This is a genomic window from Sporofaciens sp. St.21A7 (assembly GCF_059728535.1).
Window position 1 is genome coordinate 4068803 of record NZ_BAAGFN010000001.1, and the last position, 23788, is coordinate 4092590.

Sequence of the window (23788 nt, forward strand, 5' to 3'; positions counted from 1 at the left end):
GTTTCTACGGTTTGAATTGCTTAATTAACTCATAAATCTATTTTATTTGCATTATCAAGAACCCAAAACATTTCAGATAATACACTAATCCCTCCCTTATTTAATCATCCTCGCATGATATACAACGCCACTCTCAGTGTTAACACCTATTTCCCAATTTCCATAAAGACCAAAATACCTTCCCGGTGCTTTTAATGTCACATCTTCCATTGCTTGATTTAGAGAAACCGAATAACTTTCTAACATAATTTGGCTATTAATAGCACTGTTTGATGTTTGACCTCCAAATCTTGTTACATATTCTCCTACATGTTTTGTCGCATTTGCATTAGTCCAAACAGAACTATTTCCCGTTTTAGGATTTATGTAGTTAATATTACTATTTAACTTTATCTCAAATGTAGCAGGAGTATTTGTATATGGGATGTTTTCTGCTGTTGGTATAATGTTATCCCATACCGTATACGTCTTTGATGCCAAATCTCTTGTTGATATTTTCGCAATATGTCCTGGCTCCATCTTCTGATTAACCGGGTACATAGGCTGATTTGTCACAGGACCAATATAGGCATAGCCAATAGCACTAAATATCCCACCCCATATTGCTCCTGAAGCACCACCGGACAGAGTGTCTCTCATCACCATTGTTGGATTATTCCCGGAAAGTGTGGAATATGTCACACCATATACCGCTCCTCCAGCTGCTCCTGAAACCGCTCCTCCAAACACCATAGCCCCAAGCGAGCCTTTCGCTAATCCAAGAGCCTCGGCTGCTACCAGACCAGCGCCTCCAGTAAAATACCCCAATACCAACACTGCCGCCGTTGATGCCGCTATAATGCCAACTTTTTTCCAATCTATTTCTTTTGAAACCTTCTCTTTTGAATTACATAATTCTCTTACTATATTCTGTCTGACTCGTTGCGCAATATTCGATATCTTAGATACAGCACTGGAAACTTGTGTTAAGTAGCTTTTTTTCTGACTCCCGGATTTTCCATAATTAGGATTACTCTTAACAGCCTGTACCGCCTTCGCCGCCGTAACCGAACTCTGCACCTTCCGGGACACACTCTTTCCTACCGAAACGGCGCTCTTAGCCAGATTCTTTAAAGAACCTGCCAATCCCCCGCTCCTACTGCTTCTTGCCGTTTTCGCAGTCTTCACATACCCCGTAGGATCCGCATAATTAACCGGGTTATTCTCCGTATACGCATAACGGTTCCTGGACAATGGCTCCGCCTGGTTCCCAAGATATGGGTCTTCTGTGGTAAACCTTCCCGTCGCAGGAGCATAATACCTTGCCCGCAGATACTGGAATCCCGTCTTTATATTCGTAGATTCCCCATGATAACCATAATAATTCACTGCATCCGGCGTGCCTGATGTCAGGTTTCCGTATGGGTCATACCGGTAACTGTTGGCCAGCTTCCCGTTCTCCTTTAAAAGCCCTGATACGCTTCCCTGTCCATTATATAAATAATAACTGTTTTCTTCGGTTTTATCAACCTGAATTCGCTCTTCCCCATATACATAGGACTGGCGCACCTGGTCATCCGCACCATACTCCAGAAGAACCTCTGCGTTCTCCCGGTTGATGTCATTGACATACTCCGTCAGCGTATATCCCTTAGCCTTTACACCTCCCTTGACGACAGCCGCAAGCTGTTCTTTCGGGCTATTTCCGTCTTCCGTCCTCTGGGATTCCGGGATCAGTACTTCTTTCCCATAGCAGTCTTCCCATTTGTAAGTGTTGTCAATCTGGAATACCCGGTTGTTATCCCCGTCATACATGGCCGCCATCAGCACGTTACCGCCCTGACTCACTACTTTCAAGCGGTTCTCCGCCGTATACTCATATTTCACTGGCTCTTCGTAATCATTTTCCTGTGAAGTAATCAGGTTGCCGTCTGCATCATATTTGTAGCAGGCTCCTTTATCTCCCCAGATCTTGCAGTCCGTTCTCTTTACAAGCTGATTAGAATCATTATATTCGTACTTATACTTGACCTTCAGAACACCGTCTTCCACACGCTCATAGTAAGTACGGTTCCCCACCTTATCATAAGTGTATTGATGGGTTGTTTGTACGCCTCCTTGTATCTTTTCAGTACATTTTACCAATTCCCAGTTCCCGTCATATTCGTAATTACGGCTTGTCTTAATCGTCTTTTCTTCATGGCAGCACTTGGAGTCTTCCTTGAGCTTCTGCCCGCCCCAGTTATACCAGTCGTAGAAGCTCGGAGTCTTTCTTGTCCCTGCCTCTAACTCTGCTGCGCTTTCCGCAATAATATACCCCCGCTCATTATACTGGTATTCGTAGGAAGAGATGACTTCCCCGCATGTACCGCAAGTGTTCACAAGCTTTGTCACATGGTCTTCTGCGTCATACGAAACCACCGTCTTCGTGCCGTTTGCCCGGATTGTCTCTGTCACACGGTTTAAGGCGTCATGCTTGTACTCCGTCACTTTCCCGTCTCTGTCTGTCACTTTTACCAGATTGTCATTCAGGTCATACTCATAGGATACCTCTGTCCCGTCCGGATATGTGATGTTCTGGAGATTGTCCGCCTTGTCATAAGTGTAGCTTACTTCTTTTCCCGAACCGTCCGTTACTTTCACGATCCTGCCGAGTCCGTCATATTCATAAAAGCTCTTTCCTGTCTGGTCCTTCATGGAAACACGCTCGCCTGCGCTGTTATAGGCATAAGCAACCGCTTTTTCCGTCTCCTTGCCTCTCGCATCTGTATAGGATTTTTCCAGAAGGTCATTAAGCTTATCATAATCATAGGATACTTTCTTGCCGCTTGCAGCGGTATGCGCAGTAAGCCGTCCTTTTTCATCGTAAGCAAATTCTTCTGTCCTTCCAGCAGGATCCGTAAGGGATGTAAGATTGCCTTCCAGGTCATAAGTATATGCCGTTATCTTACCGGACGCATCCGTGTAAGAAACCATCTGGTCCATGTTATCGTAAGCATAGCTGGTAATCCCGCCAAGTGGGTCTGTTACTTTGGTCAGATTATCATTAACGTCATATTCATAGTGGGTCTTTAATCCTGTGCGGTCTGTCTTCACAAGGATGTTACCATGGGGATCATAATCAAATGCAGCCGTGTACCCGGACTTATTCGTAACCTCCGTCACACGCCCGTCCTTATCATACTTGTAAGAAATCTTCTGCTCCAGTGTGTCAATCTCTTCAACCATCCGGTTACTCTTATCATAGACAAACTGTTCTGCATATCCCATGGGGTCGGTTACGGATGTAATGTTATAATTTTTATCATAACCATAACGAGTTTCCCTGTCTCCCGGCTTTGTTACGGTCGTAATGTTTCCCACCGGGTCATAGGTGAATTTCGTTATTTTCCCCATCGGGTCGGCAGCCTGGACCATCCGCCCCGCCAGATCGTAAGTGTAGTTTTCTGTTCTTCCTACCGAGTCGGAGACTTGCGTCAGATTACCATGTCTGTCGTATTGATAGCGGCTGGTACCGTCTAAGGCATTCGTGGATGAGACCATACGGTGGAGCCTGTCGTAAGTGTAAACGTCTACACTCTTTAGGCTATCCGTTTCTTTTACCACGTTGTCAGCCGTATCATAGGTGAAATTCTTCTGATATCCTAACGGACTGACCATACTTTTCAGCCTTCCAACCTCATCATAATCGTAGGAATATTCGCCTCCGTTGGGCTGTGTGATCTTCGTGACACGGTCATTCAGATCCATGCTGTAAGCCGTCTCATTTCCCATTGCGTCCGTTACGGACACCACGTTTCCATGCTTATCATAGCCATACCTTGTCACTGCACCCTTGGGAGAGAGTTCTTCAACCAGGTTACTAAGGCTGTCATATTTATACTCCGTTACCAATCCCATTGGATCCTGGTATTTCGTCAGATTTCCCAGAGCGTCATACCGATATTCAGACACTTCTTCCATCGGTGATATTTCTTTGATCTTACGGTCCAGCTCGTCATACTGGTAAGACACTGCATTTCCGTTACCGTCGGTCTGTCTGACTAGATTATCGTTCGCGTCGTATTCGTAAGTCGTTTTTACGCCGTTTTCATCCACTGCTTCCAGCAGGTTGTCATTCCCATCATAGGCAAATTTCCTGACTGCCCCAATAGGATCTGTCGCGGATGACACACGGTTTTTCTTATCATAAGTGTACCGATAGACTGCTTTTTCCCCTTCTGTCATGGTAAGAAGATTCCCCGCTTTATCATAAGCGAATTCTGTGCGGTTTCCTTCTGCGTCAGTAACCGCCGTCAGGCGGTCCATAACGTCATATTCATAAGATGTTATGCTTCCGTCAGCTTCCTTAATCTCCAGCAGACGCCCGTATTTATCATAAGTATACTTTGTTGTACGTCCGATCTGATCCGTCCGGCTTGTGAGGTTTCCGGCTCCGTCATAAGTATAGTCCGTGCTGTTCCCGGTATTGTCACTTTCTCTGGTCACCTGACCCATTGCGTCATATTGGTATGTGACCTCCAAGCCCTGTGCGTCTCCTGCGAAAATCAACTGACCGGCTGCGTCATACTTCATCGTGACCTCTGCGCCTTGCGGTCCTGTCAGCCCTGTATTATTTCCATTCTTATCATAACGGTACGTGTAAACATTCCCAAGAGGGTCTGTCATCTTCGTCACATTTCCCCTGGAATCATAGGAATATTTTGTTTTTCCTTTTAAGGCGTCAACCGTCTCTTTCAGGTTATCCAGCACATCATACTTGAAGGCAGTGATATTTCCAAGCGGATCTGTCACCGATGTCAGACTCCCTACTCCGTTATAGGTATAGGAGCTGGTGTTCCCATTGCCGTCCGTACTCGATATAAGGCTGCCGTTCTGGTCATATTCATTGGCATAGACGATTCCCATATCGTTGGTTACGCTGGCGGCTCTTCCTGCCCCGTCATATGAATATACTTCCGTCTGCCCTTCCTCATTCGTGTAGGAAACCATTCTTCCTGCTCCGTCATAGGTATATACGCTGACTCCGCCCTCTGGGTTCGTTTTCTTGACCGGGTTGTTATTCCTGTCATATTCATAGCAGTAAGTACGTCCGCTGTCGTCACTTACGGAAGTCACATTCCCATTTGCGTCATACTGGTAAGATACCGTCGCTCCCAGTTCATCCGTAGCAGAAACCACCCTGCCCATGCTGTCGTAAGAAGTCTGTACTGCCGCCCCGTCTGCGTGGGATACCTTTGTTTCATTCCCGAGCGGGTCGTAGGAATACTGTGTCGTGCTGCCAAGCGCATCTGTAACTTTTGTCGGAAGCCCCAGTGCATTATACTCATAAGAAGTGGTATTCCCTTCCCCATCCGTATCGCTGACACGGTTACCGGCAACATCATATCCATACTGCCTGGTTCCAAAATCCTGGTTCGTCTCTTTGATAAGCCTGCCCATTTTATCATACTCTGACGCAATCGTATTGCCTTTTGCGTCGGTGGAAAGGATTTCCCGGTAATTCTTGTCATACTCATAAGAGATAGAATGCCCTTCGGAATCTGTCCCCTGCACCATGTTGTACATGGCGTCATAGGTAAATGTGGTTGTTTTCCCAAGTGGGTCTGTAATCGAAACAATATTTCCAACCCCATCCAGGCCGTATTTTTCAACACCGCCATCGGCTGCCGTCTTTGCAATGACTTCTCCTCTGGCATTATAGGAGATACTCTCTGTATTCCCCAGCGGATCTGTCTTTGATACTGCACGGTTCATATCGTCATAGGTGAATTTCCAGACATTCCCCTCCCCATCCGTATAGGAGGTAAGGTTCGCCCCATCATAACCATATGTGGAAGTAATCCCTCTTCCGTCTGTCATAGATGTAATACGGTGAAAATTGTCGCTGGTATATGTGATACGGCTTTTGTCCGGCTGATTCACAGCTGCAAGATTTCCCCCGCCGTCATACTCATACGTTGTAAGCGCACCGTTATAGTTCGTAGCGGAAACCAGCTTATTCTGCGCATTATAAGCATAAGAGGCCGTACATCCGTCTTCCCGTGTCTCCGTAGCAATGTTGCCGAAATCATCGTAGGTGTATGTTTTGGTGCCTTTTGCCGTTACTTCACGCTCTAACTGGTTTTCCCTGTTATAGGACTTGATACTCATGGTATGGTTCGGGTAAGTAATGGACTTTGTGCGGTACTGGCCATCGTAGCTGTATGCTGTCCGGTTTCCTTCATTATCAACTGTGACCGTCTTGCCCTCCTGATATTCAATGACAGCCGTCCCTCCGTTGGCATCCGTCTGTTCGACGACTCTGCCGTCGTCGTCATAAGTGTTCGTTACAACCGTATTGCCATTCTCATCTTTCCAACTTGTCATCCGGCTGGTGTCATCGTACTGATATTCCCGCATTCCTCCGTTCGCATCTGTAAACGTCGCCAAGTTTCCATTCTCGTCATAAGAATAAGCGAGCTTACTTCCGTCCGGAAGCGTGATTCCTGTGATATAGCCGAATTCATTCTGCTCAATTGCAAACTCTTTGCCGGATGGTGTCACAATCTTGTTGAGATTATATTCTTCGCTATAATCAAGGCGTGTCACAAAACCGTCAACATCCGTGATAAACCTAAGTACGCCGTATTTATCAAAGGATAAGGTGCTTTGCGCTGCGTCCTTAATCTCCCATCCAATTTCGTCATGGTCTGTCCCCTCATATGTCACAGGCTTCAGAGCATACTCGTAGCCTGCCGGACACGAATAAGAGCCATCCTCCTTTTTTTCAAAGAACAGATAGCTTCCGTCCCCGCGCATATACAGGATACTCCCGTCCTCCATCTGTACCAGGGACTGGTCATAATTGAAACTCCATCCACGTCCAAACATAGAATTCTGGTCAGTGCCTTTTGAGTTGTAGCTGCGTATGATTGAAAATTCCCCGTTCAGCTCTTTCATGGACACGTCCGCCTGATCCATGTAGAAATTTCCTGTATTCAGGTTCACAGGCTCAAAACCGAATTCGCAATGCAGCCCGCGCCCCAAAAGCGCGCCGTCAATCTTCATTTTATCGATATCCGTAAGCGGCGGCGGATTATAGGGGACGTTTGTCTGCGGATTCCGTATAAAGATGGTGTTGTTCTCCACAACTAGGGCGTCCTGAACCTGATTATCCTTCATGATATCCTTGAGAGGTACGCCATAATATTTTGCAATCTTCGGGAAGGTATCAAACTGTTTTACACCATAGATTACAAAACTGTCGCTGGTTACTTCTTTTCCGGTTACTGTCTCCCCATCGATTTCTTTCGTCGCATACGCCTTATACAGATACAGCTTGTCTTTTTCAAGTCCTATATACAGGTCGCTCTGCCAGTTCGTATCCTTGCTGTAATATTTATTTGCCGCAGGGAACAGCACATTGAATTCTGTGCTGTCCGGATAGGTATACAAGGGTTTTGCGTCTGTCGTATGATGTTCTTTTTCTTCATCCGGCACGAGGTAATATTCCACCTCTGATTTACTCTTAGCCAGTCCGTCTACGAATACTGCATCAAACTGTAATTTCCCGTTCAAACTCTTTTCCGTCATAGGACGGAGCAGGATAGTCGTATCATCAATCGACATGTCACGAAGGAACGGATCTTCCGCAGGAGACCATTGTACCGTAAGGCTTGGTCCATACGGTGAGTTGCGGTTATTAAGCACTTCACACTGCATGGCCGCCGCCTGCCCGGAGGCTTCGTCGATTGCCTTTAATACCATTCCATTATTAACATAGGTTCCCTGTACCCAGTCGTTGACCAGAGCCTTGACATCATAATTGATATAGGCATTCTTTACCGCACTTGCGTTCTGCACGTCTATGAATGTGTGGTTCATGGGCTGGTTCGTCCATTTTAAAGGGAGTCCCCATGCGTCGTCAATCCGGTACAGACCAAACTGGGACGCACCGCCGCTGTATGCGGTCCTCTGGCTGACGGAAAAAGTTGCGCTGTCTATCTTAGAATCCTGAGGGATATTGCTAAAATCATAATTTACCTTGATATAAGTCCTGCAGATCATGTGCATAGTCCCATAACCAGAAAGATTCCCGGACTTAATTCCATCATCATAACCAACGTATGGATAGTTATTATCTCCAATATACGTCGTCGGGCTTCCCTGCTCTACTCCATTCAGATTGAAGGCTTCCTTACCAATGCTGACGGTACTCGGATCAACTCTGACAGGATATTGCCGCTCCTCACTTGCCAGCCACTCAGCGTCCGGTTTTACGGTAAGAATGCTTCTTCCGTCTTCTTCCTCCCGCAGTTCCAGCACAATATTGAAGTCTACGGCTCCCGCCGCATCCTCCATAGACGGAGCCTCTAAAACGTATTCCGCATCATCTATCGTCTTATCTCCCGGATAAAGGTATACCTGATTATCCTTAAGTTCTGCCTTTAAGTTCTCATTCCTAAGTTCATACTCAAAAACTGCTGACTCTATGGGTTTGTTTAAGACAATATCTTCTTTGATATTGTGGTCTATGACCGTATACTGGACATCTACGCCCTCATAAACCTGGTTGTACAAAATCGCATTGCCCTTTACAGCCGAATGTGTATAATCGCCTCCAAGTGGAACAATCTCTATACGGAAATCATCCTTTTCTATGACCATTCCTGCCTCTTGCGTAATATTCTTAGGAAGCTGTACCACATAATCATTCGCCTTATTCTGATAGACTCCCGTATCCAGCTCTTCCGCCGGTTCTCCTTCGGCTTTAGAACGGGCTCTTAATGCTTTTCTCTGCGGTTTTGGAGACTCTTCTTCCGACTCTTCCAAAGTATTGTCCACTAGCTGCATTTTGCCTTCTTCATCTTCATAGACTCCCACATAGCCGCCGATGACCGTTGTATATTCTTTTTCGCCCGTCTTATAAGTACGTGATTTTTTATCATATTCGATCAGTTCGCCATCCGGCTCTTTGGGTAATGGATAATAGTCTGCCGGTTCTTTTATTTCTACCGGTTCGGATGGTTCTTCCATCTCAGCGGTTTCTTCCGGTTCCTGAGTCTCTTCTACAATCTGAGGCTCTTCTGATTCCTGCACTTCCTCTTTTCCTTCTTCTTGATCTGCAGGGGAATCTTCTTTCGTTTCTCCATCTGCTTTATCATCTGCCGCCTCAACATTTTCTGGTTCCGGCTCCTCAATCCCTGCTTCCTTTGAAGTCAAAGCCTCCGGCCTTGACATATCCACATCCCTCGGAGAATTTTCAACCGTTTCCTTCGCCTGTACGAATAGGGAACCTGTTCCCTGGAATGCCAATAGGAGCGCCATCAGAAAACATAAACACGATCTGACGATTTTTCTCATTCCTTTTTTACTCATTCGTATTCCTCCTGTTTTCTGGTCATACTTTTGCATACCTCATAAGCAAAATCTTTACTTTCTGTTTTTTCTTATTTCGTCTAACTTTTCAGGTTTTTTCGGTTCATGGAACCCTAACCACGTAGGATAACCGCCTCCAAATATCGCCGCTTTTTCAATCACTTTCGCCGTATTTGTAAGAAGATTCTTTTTTCTGTCTGCTTTCATAAATCTTGCCCTCCTTTTGTTTTCCAATCATCATATAGACCGAGATCATAATCCCTGACGCAAGGATTGTATATGCTGCGGCAGGATAGATCCTGTACAGAAATATAGCAATACACATCCAAACCATGCATGAAACCCCTGCGTTCCTTCTTGCAAGCCTTTTCTCTTCATCCTCCATTCGGCGGTTATGAAGAACCGGCGCCTGCGACCAGATAAAAATATTGTTTATCAGTAAACTCAGCATGAGGTATGCAAAGTTGACACATATGTATGAAAATACTCTGACAAACCCTAGTACCATAAGAAACGTAATACTATAGACACATCCACACCAAAAATACGTGGAGGCATGATATCCCCCGGCCTGTGTCCTAACGGTTGCCAGCACTAAGAAATACAAAATTCCGGCTTCAGTTCTGCCAAATATAGCCCCCATTATCAACACAATCAGAAAATCCAACGCTGTAGATAACAGAAGCTCCGTTCCATATTGGTAGACTTCTTCATATTCTTTCTCTATCACTTTTTCTTTTAACAGCAATTCAGTCACTTTCCTTGCACCATATGCGATCATATACTCGACCTCCCTCCGTCTCCACCATAATGCCGTACTGCATTTTATACAATAGCCATGGCATAACCTGTAGCAGATCTGGCATAATCTGTATTTTTTCCCCTTTGAATAAAATAATCCTCCACATCCTCTTAGGGGATTTTCATAATAGAAGAAAGACGGCGATTACGAAGGGATATTCCCTCTGTAACCGCCGTCTTTTGACAATGATTCCTACTATTCCTTACTCATATATGGCACAAAAATATGTACACAAAACATCTGATCTTCTTCATAATACCGAATCAATCCGTCTAACGTATCTACACTTGCCTCCACCGATATATGCCCAATCCCATGCCCAGCCTGTTTTTTATCCGATATCAGCTCCCCATTCGACTCTAAAACGGATTGCATAACCGTATTTTTCACAAATATCTCAACTGCCAAACTCTCCTTACAGACTAAAACTTCTATGCGGCGTTTTTTCGGTTCTGTAATTTTCATGCTTGCTTCAATCGCATTATCCAAAAGGTTGAATAAAATGGAACTAAACTCCAATCCCCTCACTGCTTTCAGATTCCCAACCACAGTGCAATATATGGAGACATCTTTTTCCCTGCACAGCGCAATCTTTGCATTCAGAACAGCGTCGATTGCTTTATTCTGTGTATGGATATACTCCTTTTCTTTCCGCATATACTTCCCCGTCATTTCTTCCAAATACTGTTTCACCTCTCCATACCTCTCCTTGTCCAACAATTCCTGCATACTCAGACAGTGATTCCTGTAATCATGCACCAACTGCCGCTCCCTCAAATCCGCCCTCCCAATCTCCTGTATCTGGCTCTCCTTTTCTTGATTCTGTATCTGTATCATCTGTGCATATAACAATTTGCTGTTTTTTTCATTAATCGTATATGCAGTGCAGACCACATATATAGTAGTCAGTATAATCCCCGCAGAAACAACCAACAACATTGCATTGATTGTCTTTTGATATCCGCCATAGTTAATAATATAAAACAGCAGAAGCTCTATAATCACCGTATATACAATTACGCCATTTATAATAAAGCAATACTTATCGGACAGATAGCAAAGTTTTTTCCCTGCCGCTTTTTGTATATAATATAGCGAAAATGCCAATATAGACTTTGACAGAATCACTCCTATATGAAAATAGAATCCATAATGCTCCAAATAACTTTTTACAGGAATTTTATAAAAGAACGCCAGAATCTGCATAAGAAAAACATTGCTGACTGTAAGTATCAGAAACGGTAACGTGCACCCTAATATTTGTAACTGTATATTTCCCTTTAAATATTTTCGGCAGAATAATACCAATATAAATATATCGCTCAATACAACCGTCTGGTAACTATACTGAAACCTCCCACTTAACTGCGCCATTCCAAAGAGCAAGGCAAGAACCCCGGCAATCCCCGCACTTTTCGCTCGGATTTCTTCCTTCCATCCTAAGAAATGAACCAGAAATTCAACCACGATAATGATTTCTGCCAAACAGAAAATCTCACTTAGCGCAATAACCATTAAAAATTCCCCTATTCTCTGCTTACCATAAACTGCTCTTTCACTATTTTCCTCCTATCCCGGCTGACAGGGATACGAAGACCTTCCCTTAAAACGACTTCATTCTTCTCCAACGAATGGCAGTGCCGGAGATTTACCATATAACCCGCATGTACCCTGACAAAACCTCTGCCGGATAGTTCTTTTTCTAAATCCTGCATGCTGCTGCGGATTTGAATATCTTCCCCTTTCTTTCGATGTACGATAACGTTATGCTTGTACTTTTCCAGATAAAGCACGTCCTCTCTTTCCAACCGATAGATCGTACCGCTGCCTTTTAATTCCAGAGTCGGTCTCCGACTCTCCCATTCCCGGAGATACCTCTTAATTGCCAGAGGGATATCAGATTCCATCATCACCTTTCGGATTGTCTGAAACGGTGCGCAGGATAATGATTCTAACGCCAGATGGTCATGGCTTGTAATTAAGACAACATTTCGGTTCCGTTCCATTTCTTCCAACTGCCGGATTACCTCAATGCCAGATTTCACAGGCATATCAATATCCATAAATATTAATTCCTTCTCATTTACCTGATATTGGTCTAAAAACTCTCCGCCATTCGTACACATTTTTATCACGATTGGTATGTCTATGTGTATTGCTTCTTTTTCAATAATCTGTTTTATTTTTTGAGCAATTATCTCTTCATCATCACAAATTGTTATATACAACATCATTCTTCCCTCTGTTTTCATCTTTTGATTTCCATATTCAATTTGTATATTCTTACTATATTCAGATAATTTCCCTCTCAAACCAACAGGCTGCAGATAACTATTCTTCCACTTCCCCTTGTGGTTCCATATTTTCTATGGCATAATAGCAACACTGCAATACTAATGTATTGAACGATATATCCTCTTTTTCTGCTATCACCTCCAGCTTTTTCAACAAATCTTCTGTAAAACGCACTGTTTTTTGGATATTAGTCTTTGCATACTTTTTATCTACTTTGAACATTTTTCCTCCTCACATTACTAAATGAATTTTACTTTTATTATAAGTATATTATATATCTATTTATATAATCATATTAGATTTATTATTTTATACAAAACAAATTATTTATACTTCTTTTTAGAATTTATTTGCATTTGCTACTAATCAAACTAACTCTTTTATTATAATAATTGTGAATTTATGTTTTTATATAACAAATCTCCAAAGGCTTTACTAACCCAAAAATAATAATAAAATAACAGGATATCCCTCTCTTAGATATCCTGTTATATAGACTAATTATGTAAACGACCTCTGTTTCCCCATAAAAACAATACCATATTCCATTAAGGCTCCCTCCCTTCGGTAACTCAAGGATAAGGCTTTACGTTACGTCAAAGTCAAGACATAATTACAGATTTATCAAATTAAAAATACATACTCTTTCTCCGATGACAACTCTTCCTGAAAATGATATCCCAAACGGTCGAATCCCCGTATCTCTTTCACATCCAGAATATCCTTCTCTGCCATAAAACGCACCATCTCCCCCCTCGCCATCTTCGCTTGCGTCCCCTTCTGCACCACCTTATTGTCCTTCTGCTCCCCGAAAACACAGGTAATATAGGTATCTTCCGGTTTCAGATATTTTTCAATACATTTTGAATATTCTTTCGACGCAAGGTTCAGGATGATTCCATCCTCACCCCGTACTTCATGATACAGCCTGTCTCCCCAGAATTCATACAAATTCTTCGTTTCATTAACCCGTGCTTTCGCCTGCATCTCCAACCGATACGGCACAACCCCGTCCAGAGGCTTCAACACACCATAGAACCCGGATAGGATGCGCAGGTGTTCCTGCACATAATCCCATTCTTTCTGGGTAAATACTTCTGGCGCCATATACTGATACTGGATTCCTTCGTAAGAAACCAATGCCGGTGTTAAGTTCCTCCTAAGGTTCATATCCTGAAACCGCCGGTAATTCAGTTCTGCAATCTTATCGTTACATTGCCACAGCTTTTGTGCCTCAGGGAAAGATAAAGCGCAAATCCATTCCATCAGTACGCTTGTTTCCTCCAAAAATATGGGAAACGTGGGCTGTGGGAATGTGTCCGTATCTATATTCATTTTCTTTGCCGGGGAAATAATAATTCTCATTATACTACCGCCTCAATCAGAGTTTTGCCATCTAAAAAGTGTTCTTTCACTCCAATCTCAAAAATACGATTGGCAATACGTACGAACCCCCCGTCCTTTTTCACAAATCCAAACATCTCCGCCATTTCAATTACATACTGATCCGGATTATAAAGAATACTCTGACCCTGGAACAACAACAAATACAACATCTCTTTCAACTCCGGATACAGTTCCAGCTTCCCCACCAAAGAATCAAACAATGTATTCTTTTCACCAAGCAGACAATTAACCGCATCCAACAATCCTTCCCTTGTCCACGCGCTGCGCTTGTCCGGAAAGTCTTTGCTGCCCGCCACCCATTCATCAATTAGTTTGCATAACTTAGAGATCAAGAACGGATATCCATCTGTGTAATCGTAAAGCATCTGGGACATATCATGGATATTCATTCCTGTCCCATAATCGTACTCATACTCACGCAGCATTCCCTCTATATCTTCTACGGAGAAGCTCATTTCTATCGAAAAATCAGCCGCAATATTCCAAGGACTGTTTACTTTCCCTTCATCTTCCGCGGCAATTTTACGTTTCAGGTTCTTTACATCATATACTCCGGCAAGAATCGACGACTGAAACGCCGGCTTTTTGTCCCTGTGGATATAATACCCCCTGAGCATTGCGAGGAAATCCAAAAACACCTGATTATTCATTGTACTGTCCACTTCGTCAACAATCATGACTATCTTCTTCTCCGATTGCCCACACCACCTGCTCAGACAGCGAAATAACACCGAAAGCGTCGCTCTCCTTTTCATCCCGCCTGAAAACTCCTCTAACTCCTCCCGGACATCTGGCGGAATCTCTGTCTTCTCTTCCAATGCATCCAAGATTTCTCTGGCAAATGCCTCCGTAAATAACTCTTCTGCCCCAAAATCCGTCTGGCTTATCGTCTGAAAATCTAAGCTCACCACCAAATAGTCATCTTTCAAATACCGCTCCAAAGCCTTTAAGGTCGTCGTCTTACCGAACTGCCGCGCCCGGTTAATGGTAAAATATTCTCCGGCGTCAACCATTGCCTTTATCAGCCCTAACCTCCCCGTCAAATCCACCATATAGTGCATTCCCGGCTTACAGTCACCATTCACGTTAAAATATTTTCTATTCTTCCTCATAAATAAAAATCTCCTCAATACTCATCCCAAAATACCGGGCAATCTTAAACGCCAGCCCGATTGACGGGTTATATCTGCCGTTTTCCAGAGAGCCGATCGTCTGGCGCGATACCTGCAGCGCCAAGGCAAGCTCCTCCTGCCGGATTCCCCGCTGCCTGCGCAGCTCTTCCAAACGATTCTTCATACAATTCCATCCCCAAATTGAATCTAATCTGCCCAACAACTTTACCGTAATCTACGGCGAAAGGCAGTCTTCCCGGAAATCAAGAAACACTTTACCATAGGGAAAGTGTGCTTTCCACCTCTATGTTATCTTAAATCAACTGGAAATGTCAAGCGCTGACGCTTAGATAGGATATTTAAGCGGCTGATATTAGCGGACAAATAGAAGGTACAGCGTCAGTACATAAAAAAATGCCGCAAAAGCAGGGGGACTGATTCCCCTGCTTTTGCGGTATATTTTCCTTAAATCCCGGCAAAAAACTCCTCGATTACCTCTTTCCAGTCCCCCTTGCAGATAATATGATGATTACTAATCGGACGTCCGGAAAAATATCCCGTCCCATCCTCCAGCTTTAATCTCATCTGCGACCTGCAAAGGTCGCTTCTGTGCAGCGTTTCCAAAAGCTTAGCCCTCCCGGCATAATACCGTTTTAACGTACCGTCACACTTAAAAACCGTCATCTCCTGGGGCGCAAGGTCACAGGCGACCGCCACGCCGATTCCCGACTCAAAATGGGTCGTCAGGCTGTATGCATCCGGCATATCCATAGGCAGCGTACAGTGGGCAAAGATAATCTCCCCCGTCTCGGGCTCCATGCAGCTTGGATTCGCCATAAACCCAGACTCCCCGGTCAACGCGTAAAGGACAGCCATGCTCACAAGGCTTTTCTGATCTCCCTCGCACGCCGCAGGAATCCCTTCCGCATTCAAGATTGCAAGGGCAAGGCATCCCGTCGTATGAATCGCGTCCAGCAAATCAAAACATTTGACCGTAACTCCATGTAAATCATATTTTGCAATCAGCCTTTTCAGCGCGCCGTACACATTCAGCGCTTTTTCCGTCTCCTCCGGTATGTACCCCTTCTTCTTTAACTCCTCTGTATAGAAGTTCTCGGGATACCCTCCCTTATGGTATTCCTCCACCAGCTCGGAAAGGTCATAGAGCGCAAGCTCCATGCCGCTTACTTCCTTCAAAGCCTGAAAATCCGCCTCACTGGCAATCAGCCCTCCCGGCGCCCCAAAACATCCAAGACGCATCCTTGAAAGCCGCTCCTTCGCCTTGGCAGCTCTCAGTAAGACCTTGAGCCTCCTGGCAATCGTCTCAGGAGAACCGTGGAGGATTTCCCCTTTCAGCCCCTTTTCCTGCAAAAATCCCATAATCTCCATAGAAGCCGCCAGAGAATTATATCCCGGAGTCGTCAGAAGGATATAAGGCTCCTTCGTCTGCAGATACGCCTCCCGAAATCCCGGTTCCGCCCCGCCTGAGGCAATAAAATACACCGGCAGCGCCTGCGCCTTAACCTGCTCCATCTCCCCGCACACAACCTTCTCGCCCAACGCTTCGCTTAAATTCCCCAGAAACTCCTCGCTGTACGCCGGAATATTCCTGTCGTTGCACTCAGCCGGCCCCATCAAAAATTTCACTTTCAACTCGCCCATATGATTTCTGCTGCCAAGCCCATTACGGGCGGCAGCATCCTCCTTCCTACTTTACCCTCAATGTCTTATAGATGTAGTCTTTGTATTTCTCTGCATATAGCTTACTGCAAATATACACATTGGGCTCTTTGCCCGTCACGTTATTCACATCAACAATCAGCGCGCCATAGCACGGACCGCCGGAAATATCCACCTCACAGTAATATTTTCCGCAGCATTCGATACAGTCCGGATATAACGCCGCCGCCATTGCAGACGGGTCGGCCATATCCAGATAGTCGTCCCCGAACCTCTCCCGGTTCATCTCTAACAGATTCTTGTTGCAGTCAATGGCAAATTTTCCCAGAGGACCGCTGTCCCTGATTTTGGCAATCTCCTGAGGATTCAGCATACTGTCCCCTAAACAGGCGTCCCAGCCTACGAACATTACATAGCCAAGCCCTGCCTCCGTCACGATTTTCGCCGCCTCGGCGTCCTGCCAGACGTTGAATTCCGCAAGGGGCGTCACATTGCCTGCGCCAAGCCCTGCGCTTCCCATGATAATAATCTTTCCTGCCTTCTTCATTGCTTCGTAATCCAGCCGTATCGCCAGAGCAAGATTCGTAAGCGGCCCAAGAGCCACGATGTCGATTTCCCCAGGCTCGCTCTCCCTTAAAGCATCCAGCATTTTCAGGACTCCATTTCCTTGCGCCGCCGAAAGCCGCTTTGGTACAAGCCCGATGTCGCCCATGCCATCGTTTCCATGAGTCTCATAGGCATAGGTCATTTCACGCAGCAGCATATCCTTAGACCCTTTATATACCGGCGGCTCATAAGTCCCGGCATATTCTATCGTTGTCAGCGCGTTTACCGTTGCCTGCTCCATAGGGACATTCCCCGAAACCGTCGTAATCATTACAATCTCATAAGCCCCATCATTCAGCGCCATTGCAATCGCCATTGCATCATCAGAGCCGCAGTCCGTATCAATGATTATTTTCTTCTTCTCAGCCATAGCTATCTCCTGTCCTTATCAATTAATAATTTCACCGCATCCCACGCCAATTCGATGGTATGGTCGTTCATGCTGCCATAAGCCATGATTGCGCCCGCCCGCGCTCCCCTTATGGATGATACGATAAATAATGCCGCCGTCTCCATCTCCGACGCCATGACGCCGCTCTTCTCCCATGCCTCCCATCTCTGGTAAAGCCTTCCGCTGTTGGGCATATGCTCCGGGTCATGCTGCCCGTAAAAAGCATCCTTTGACTGGGCGATTCCTTCCGCAAACCGGTATCCCTTCGCCTGGCACGCCGCCGCAAGGGCGTTGGTCACATGCCGGTCGGCCATTGCCGGATACTCCACCGGCACATAATGAAGAGTCGTCCCTTCATCCCTGACCGCCCCGGTAATAATGACACCTTCTAAGCTCTCGTCATAGCTTTCCGGGCAGACCCGGCCGCAAGTCCCCACACGGATAAATGTGTCCGCACCGCAATGAATCAGCTCCTCAAGGGCGATTGCGGCGGACGGGCATCCCATGCCGGTACTGGTAACAGATACCTTTTCCCCGTTCAGCGTCCCCGTCCAGGTCTTATGCTCCCGGTTGTGCGCCACTAACTTTGGCTCGTCCAAATACTGTGCTATGATGTCTGTCCGAAACGGGTCGCCGGGGACTAACACATACCTTCCCACGTCGCCCTTTTTGCAATGGATGTGGTACTGCCTTCCATCCGCTGTCAATACTTCCTTACTCTGCATTGCCACTGATATTCCCTCCTTCTTCTGCCGTACTCATTTTCAGCACGGCGGCTGCGATGATACTGATTATAATCATAAGCGCCGCATAACCAAAGGAACATCCGATTCCCAGCTTCCCTACCAAAAACCCGGTAATGACCGGGGTCAGGATATCCGACGCCCCGCCCGCCGTGGCGACCAGAGAGCTTGCAATGCTGATATGCTTATAACCAATCCTTGTCGCAATCGTTACAATCACACTAAATAAAACACCCAGGAAAAATCCTGCTATAAATAATCCCACAAAATAAACCGGCGTCCGGTTGATGAAAAGCGCAGTCCCGATTGCCGCCAGCGCACACAGGCAGTTCACCAGAAGCGCCTTCTGTATCTCTGCCTTTTTCAGCACAATCACAAACACAAACGAACCCACGACGCACCCGACGTTATAGACGGTCAGCATAAATGCCGAGACAGACTGCGAGATTCCAAGGCTCTCGGCAAAGCTGGAAGTATAAAGGCCGATGGTATTAACCACGGCGCTGTATGCCGCACAGACGATAAGGATTGCCCCATATGCAAGAAATGTATTTTTTGCATACAAAGGTTTTACCCCTTCTTCCCCGCAAGCCTCCTGCCCCATCCCATCCATTTTGGCAAATGGAGTACAAACCAGCATCACCACAGGCACGATGAGAAGGATATAATAGGCGTAATAAAAAGGCCTGTCTCCTGAAAGCAGTACGCCGATGAGAAAGGGCGTCGCAAAATTCCCAAGGCCGAACAACGCCTGCCCGGCGCTTAAAGAACCTGCGTAATTCTCTTTAAACGCCGCGCTTAAAAGCACGGGACAGACCGTATCCTGCGCACCCATCCCAACGCCCCCTAAGAATGCAAAGACCAGCCCGGCATAATAATTTACCACCGTCGGAACGCCCAGAAGAAATACTGCAATCAATGCAGTCCCGCCTGAGAGCACCTTCATCGGCCCTGTTTTTTCCACCAGGCGCCCCGTCAGATACACGGTAAAAACCCTTCCCATTGCATAGGCCGAGCCTAAGAGCACGACCCGATTTAATTCCATGCCATACATTTTCACCAGATGGGGCAGGCTGCTGCCCACGACGATGCACGCCGCCCCTGTAAGAAAATACATTGCAAATGCCAAAAATGCGATTAATTTATAGTTTTTCTGCATAAAGTTACCTGTTCAAAATCCCTTCCACCGCATCCTCGATGCTGATGATGCCGCCGCGGATGCCAAGCGCCCCCAACACCCTGCTGACGTAAGGCTGCTTTAACATCGCCTTTTCCAATGAGGATATCCGTCCCCATGGCAATGACCGCCGCAATGGTCACGAATTTCCGGGTAGACAGAGGAAGGTTCAGGGGGTTTTCATCCTTAAACCTGTCCATTCCTGTAAGGGCAAGGGCTTCCTCTACCCTTCTGTCTTCTTCCTCCCGGGTAAGTTTCAGGGTCTTTGGCCCGAACCTTACTTCGCTCTCTACGGTAGCGTGGAAAATCTGGTCGTCCGGGTTCTGGAATACATATCCTACGATTCTGGAAATCTGCGCCGTCGTATAGTCCTTCGTATTCATTTCCCCAATCAGCACGTCCCCGCCCGTAGGGCGCAAAAGCCCATTCATCATCTTGACCGTCGTGGTCTTGCCCGCACCGTTCTGTCCTACAATCGCCACGTTATCTCCCGCTTTGATTTCCATATTGATGCCGTCTACTGCCAGAAAACCGCCGGGGTAGGAAAAACTTACGTCCTTTAATCTTAAATCTCTCATTGCCTCTTCCTTTCTTTCAGCGCTCTTGCAATGACTTCGACTGCCTGCTTTTCTGTCACCGGGATTTCCGATATGGGCAGTCCTCTCTCCCTGAGCATGCTTCCCAATACCGCCACCTGCGGAAGGGACGCCCCCCGTTCAAGCAGCGACATATCCGACAGTATCTTCCCTTTATCCCCTGAGGCAATGACCTGCCCTCCCTGAAATACCAGGACCTCGTCTGCATATTCGGCAATCAGATCGATTTTATGCTCTACAAGGATAATGGTCTTCTCCTTTTCTTTCAGCGTCTTGATGATTGCAAATACACTCTCCGTCCCCTCCGGGTCCAACTGGCTGGTAGGCTCGTCGATAATGAGGATATCCGGCTCCAGGACAATGACCGAAGCAAGGGCAACCCGCTGCATCTGCCCGCCGGACAAATCAAAGGGGCTTTTCATGGCAAGCGCTTCAATGTCCGTCATTTTCATGACATCAACCACACGCCGCTCGATTTCCTCGGCCGGGACACCAAAATTCTCAAGCCCATAAGCTACCTCTTCAAATACCGTATCCTTTACTCCGCTGATTTGGGTAAATGGATTCTGGAACACGTATCCGATTTTGGCAGACAGCTCCCCGCCATATTCCGTGGTCTTTTTCCCTTCCACCAGCACCTCGCCTTTCAGCTCTCCTTTGTAAAAACTGGGGGCAAATCCCCTGAGGAGCGCGCAGAAGGTGGTTTTCCCGGATCCGTTTTCCCCGACGACGCCGTAAAACTTACCCCGCTCAATTTTCTGGCTCAAATCCTTAATTGCCGGTTCCTTCGCGAGAGGATAGGAATATGTCACATCCTTACATTCAATTACAACATCCATAATGCAATCCTCCCCCCTATGATAATCACTGTAACCACAACCGCCGCTGCCACCGCCGTTTTTTCCGCCCCTGATTTCTCAAGGTTGAACAGATGGGTCTTTTCTCCCTGCATGGAAAATCCTCTTGCCTCCAATGTCAGCACCCGCTCCTCAGAGCCGATGACCGCCCCTAAAATCAGCGGAACCAGGGATGGGAAAAATGCCTTCGCACGTACAATCATATTCCCTTCTGTTTCAACGCCCCGCGCCTTCTGTGCGTTCATGATGGTCTTGCTGTTCTCGCTTAAAATATCAATCATCTGCAAGGTAGAAGTGAACACATAAGCCGCCTTATAGTTCATTCCCGATTCCTCCAACGCCCTTGCAATCTCCTTGTTCTCCGTGGTCTGAAAAAGCCATACGAAGATGCCGGCGATGTTCATAATCATGAAGGACAGGGAGACTGCCGTCTTTAACCCTTTTTCACAGATTTTCAGGAAGCCGAATCTTACCAGCACCTCCCCGCCTGGCACAAGAAAGGTCTGTACCAGAAGGATAATCAGCGCAATCAGCGCTACCGCTTTTAAAGCCTTCACACATTTTCCCAACGCGCCGCTTGCCAGACATAGAACCGGTATGGCCAGAAACCATGGTATCAGGAGCAGCGACAGTCCTGCCTTGGTAAAATGAACGGTTCCAATCACGAATGTACATACCGTATATAAGACGACGATGAACAGCTTCACCGACGGATAAAGCCCTGCCAGCTTGTTTTTCTTATGAATCTGTATTCGTTCTGTATATGTTTTCTCCATAATCATTTACTCTCTTTAATGTAATTGCTTCCGCATCCAAACTTCACCAGCGTCCTTGGCGGGATAACCTTAATGACCAGCCAGCAGACGACAAATGAGATGATTCGGTCAAGCACGGTGAAGATACCCTCTGTCCCGAAAAATGCAGCCCAGATATTCGCTCCTGCCGCCATGGCCGCCGCAGTGATGATGGACGTACCGCCTCCGGTCACGCCTCCGTATACGAGTACGACGATTGGGGCAGATGAAATAATGGATACCGCCGCCATCAGGAGCATGGAAATCAGCCATTTCCACCACACGCTGAACATCTTCTTCCTTGCGAGGAAGCCTGTCACAAGGCCTGCAAGGATATTGACCGGTATGAACGCAAAGTTCACGGGGTTGGCAATTCCTGTTACCACATTGGTAAGGCCCCCGGTCGCCGCCCCTACCCACGGCCCGCAGAGCATCGCCGCAAAAATCGTGCCGATGGTGTCAAGATACATGGGCAGCTTCAGGATTGACGCCAACTGCCCTCCGACAAAATTGACCGCCACGCCCACCGGGATAATCAGCAGCGCCAGCATTGAAAAGTCTTCCTTGATTGAGTATTTCTTTTGTTCCATTCTCATTTCCTCCTTTTAGAATAAATTGGTTGTTGACTTCATTGTAGTATAATTCTATAATACAGAAAATGACATCTGTCAGTTTTTTAGACATTTTTTACAACTAAAGAGGTGTTTCTCACTTTTATGCACAGCAATATAACCAAAGCTCTCCGTATCATACTCAAAGAAGAATATAACAAGAAAAATCCTCTGGTATCGCTTCGCGGCATAGCGCCGGAGGGCTGCCTTGTGACGGCCCGCGAAAATGAGACCATCATTTACCAGAAGGACCCTGCCGCTTACCTGTACATGCTGCTTTGCGGACGGGCGGTGATTCTGAACCAGATATCATGGAACAGCGATAATGTCATTGACTACGTGGAATCCCCGCATATATTAGGGCTTGTAGAATATCTGAATAATATTGATTACTATACCGCCTTCGTTGTCGCCAAGACCCGGTGCGTCATGTTCCGCATCCGCGTATCCGATTTTGTGCAGATTATCAAAACGGATGCTTCCCTTTGCTATCCCACCCTGGTTATTATGGGAAAAATCACGGACTCCAACATGAACCATGCCGAACGGCATAAGACCTTCCATCCCAAGGATATTTTAGGACACTATCTGTACCTTCGCGCCAGTTCTCACCTTCCGTATACCTGTCCCCTGACCAGAAACGCACTTGCCGAGGAATTGCATATTAATCTGCGGACTCTTTACCGCCATATTGACGATATGGAAAAAAAGGGGTATCTTACTCTTAGGAAAGGAAAAATCGTTATCGAAGAAGAACACTTAGAAAAGCTCGCCGACAGGTACGGCGACATCATTTTATGAGGAGGACGCCATGAAAAAAATAGTCTTTGTATCACACTGTATTCTTAACACCGCATCCAAAGTCATTCTCTACAATCAGGAGGAGATGGACGCCGAAGAATCGCTCCGCAAGGAATTCTTGCAAAAGGCGATTGCCGATGACATCCATATCATCCAGCTTCCCTGCCCGGAGTTCACCCTCTACGGCGCCAAGCGCTGGGGGCATGTAAGCGACCAGTTCGACAATCCCTTCTTCCGCTCCCACTGCCGCAGGATTCTCTCCCCGGTCATCGAACAGTTGAAGGAATATCTGGCAAATGAAGGCTGGTTCGAGATTCTCGGGGTAGTGGGCGTAGACGGAAGCCCGAGCTGCGGCGTGGATTATACCTGCCGCGGGAACTGGTACGGCTCTTTTGAGTGCCGGACGGATCTTGACGAAACTCTGGCGGACTGCCGGTTAGAGAAGGGGAGCGGAGTATTCATGGCTGTTTTAAAAGAGATGCTTGGGGAGGAAGGCCTGGACGGGAAAATTAAGGTGACTTCCCTGTTCGCGCCGGAGCCTGAGAAGTGTATGGGGCTTATTGGAAAGCAGGGTTGA

At 46.3% G+C, this 23788-nt stretch carries 19 protein-coding genes; 2 read left to right on the forward strand and 17 right to left on the reverse strand.

Annotated elements, in window-relative coordinates; translation table 11 throughout:
- Positions 1 to 96 precede the first annotated feature (96 nt).
- The 17 genes from AC6I3O_RS20090 to AC6I3O_RS20170 all read right to left on the reverse strand — a co-directional run bounded on the left by AC6I3O_RS20090 (position 97) and on the right by AC6I3O_RS20170 (position 22389).
- The gene (locus AC6I3O_RS20090) at positions 97 to 9339 is read right to left on the reverse strand and encodes a DNRLRE domain-containing protein (RefSeq protein WP_497852398.1); all 9243 of its coding nucleotides are present in this window, start codon (positions 9337 to 9339) and stop codon (positions 97 to 99) included.
- A gap of 54 nt (positions 9340 to 9393) precedes the next feature.
- Positions 9394 to 9546, reverse strand: a complete 153-nt coding sequence (locus AC6I3O_RS20095; RefSeq protein WP_497852399.1) for a cyclic lactone autoinducer peptide — start codon at positions 9544 to 9546, stop codon at positions 9394 to 9396.
- Positions 9494 to 10120, reverse strand: coding sequence for an accessory gene regulator B family protein (locus AC6I3O_RS20100; protein WP_497852400.1), 627 nt, complete (start codon positions 10118 to 10120; stop codon positions 9494 to 9496). Before AC6I3O_RS20100 ends, AC6I3O_RS20095 begins: the two co-directional genes overlap by 53 nt.
- 216 nt (positions 10121 to 10336) lie before the next feature.
- The gene (locus tag AC6I3O_RS20105) at positions 10337 to 11656 is read right to left on the reverse strand and encodes a sensor histidine kinase (RefSeq protein WP_497852401.1); all 1320 of its coding nucleotides are present in this window, start codon (positions 11654 to 11656) and stop codon (positions 10337 to 10339) included.
- An 11-nt stretch (positions 11657 to 11667) separates the two neighbouring features.
- On the reverse strand, positions 11668 to 12393 hold the full coding sequence (locus AC6I3O_RS20110; protein WP_497852402.1) for a LytR/AlgR family response regulator transcription factor: 726 nt from the start codon (positions 12391 to 12393) through the stop codon (positions 11668 to 11670).
- Positions 12394 to 12472: 79 nt separating this feature from the next.
- The gene (locus AC6I3O_RS20115; protein WP_497852403.1) at positions 12473 to 12658 is read right to left on the reverse strand and encodes a hypothetical protein; all 186 of its coding nucleotides are present in this window, start codon (positions 12656 to 12658) and stop codon (positions 12473 to 12475) included.
- A 402-nt stretch (positions 12659 to 13060) separates the two neighbouring features.
- Positions 13061 to 13801: a peroxide stress protein YaaA gene (gene yaaA / locus AC6I3O_RS20120; RefSeq protein ID WP_497852404.1), complete on the reverse strand. Its 741-nt coding sequence runs from the start codon at positions 13799 to 13801 to the stop codon at positions 13061 to 13063.
- A complete protein-coding gene (locus tag AC6I3O_RS20125) occupies positions 13801 to 14955 on the reverse strand; it encodes an AAA-like domain-containing protein (protein ID WP_497852405.1) in 1155 nt (384 codons plus the stop codon). Before AC6I3O_RS20125 ends, yaaA begins: the two co-directional genes overlap by 1 nt.
- A complete protein-coding gene (locus AC6I3O_RS20130) occupies positions 14942 to 15139 on the reverse strand; it encodes a helix-turn-helix transcriptional regulator (RefSeq protein ID WP_497852406.1) in 198 nt (65 codons plus the stop codon). Before AC6I3O_RS20130 ends, AC6I3O_RS20125 begins: the two co-directional genes overlap by 14 nt.
- Positions 15140 to 15420: 281 nt before the next feature.
- Entirely contained in the window at positions 15421 to 16617 is a 1197-nt protein-coding gene (locus tag AC6I3O_RS20135) for a hypothetical protein (RefSeq protein WP_497852407.1), read from the reverse strand.
- A gap of 46 nt (positions 16618 to 16663) precedes the next feature.
- Entirely contained in the window at positions 16664 to 17611 is a 948-nt protein-coding gene (locus tag AC6I3O_RS20140; protein WP_497852408.1) for a nucleoside hydrolase, read from the reverse strand.
- Between the two features lie 2 nt (positions 17612 to 17613).
- Positions 17614 to 18357, reverse strand: coding sequence for a nucleoside phosphorylase (locus tag AC6I3O_RS20145; RefSeq protein ID WP_497853539.1), 744 nt, complete (start codon positions 18355 to 18357; stop codon positions 17614 to 17616).
- Positions 18347 to 19534, reverse strand: a complete 1188-nt coding sequence (locus tag AC6I3O_RS20150; RefSeq protein WP_497852409.1) for an MFS transporter — start codon at positions 19532 to 19534, stop codon at positions 18347 to 18349. Before AC6I3O_RS20150 ends, AC6I3O_RS20145 begins: the two co-directional genes overlap by 11 nt.
- Positions 19513 to 20130 (reverse strand): energy-coupling factor ABC transporter ATP-binding protein, encoded by a 618-nt coding sequence (locus tag AC6I3O_RS20155; RefSeq protein WP_497852410.1) that lies wholly within the window; start codon positions 20128 to 20130, stop codon positions 19513 to 19515. Before AC6I3O_RS20155 ends, AC6I3O_RS20150 begins: the two co-directional genes overlap by 22 nt.
- A complete protein-coding gene (locus tag AC6I3O_RS20160) occupies positions 20127 to 20987 on the reverse strand; it encodes an energy-coupling factor ABC transporter ATP-binding protein (protein ID WP_497852411.1) in 861 nt (286 codons plus the stop codon). Before AC6I3O_RS20160 ends, AC6I3O_RS20155 begins: the two co-directional genes overlap by 4 nt.
- Positions 20975 to 21781, reverse strand: coding sequence for an energy-coupling factor transporter transmembrane component T (locus AC6I3O_RS20165; RefSeq protein WP_497852412.1), 807 nt, complete (start codon positions 21779 to 21781; stop codon positions 20975 to 20977). Before AC6I3O_RS20165 ends, AC6I3O_RS20160 begins: the two co-directional genes overlap by 13 nt.
- Before the next feature lie 2 nt (positions 21782 to 21783).
- The gene (locus tag AC6I3O_RS20170) at positions 21784 to 22389 is read right to left on the reverse strand and encodes an ECF transporter S component (RefSeq protein WP_497852413.1); all 606 of its coding nucleotides are present in this window, start codon (positions 22387 to 22389) and stop codon (positions 21784 to 21786) included.
- A 126-nt stretch (positions 22390 to 22515) separates the two neighbouring features.
- Here AC6I3O_RS20170 and AC6I3O_RS20175 point away from each other — a divergent pair, with 126 nt between their 5' ends.
- Both AC6I3O_RS20175 and AC6I3O_RS20180 read left to right on the forward strand, forming a co-directional pair.
- Positions 22516 to 23211, forward strand: coding sequence for a Crp/Fnr family transcriptional regulator (locus AC6I3O_RS20175; protein WP_497852414.1), 696 nt, complete (start codon positions 22516 to 22518; stop codon positions 23209 to 23211).
- 10 nt (positions 23212 to 23221) lie between these two features.
- Entirely contained in the window at positions 23222 to 23788 is a 567-nt protein-coding gene (locus AC6I3O_RS20180; protein WP_497852415.1) for a CD3072 family TudS-related putative desulfidase, read from the forward strand.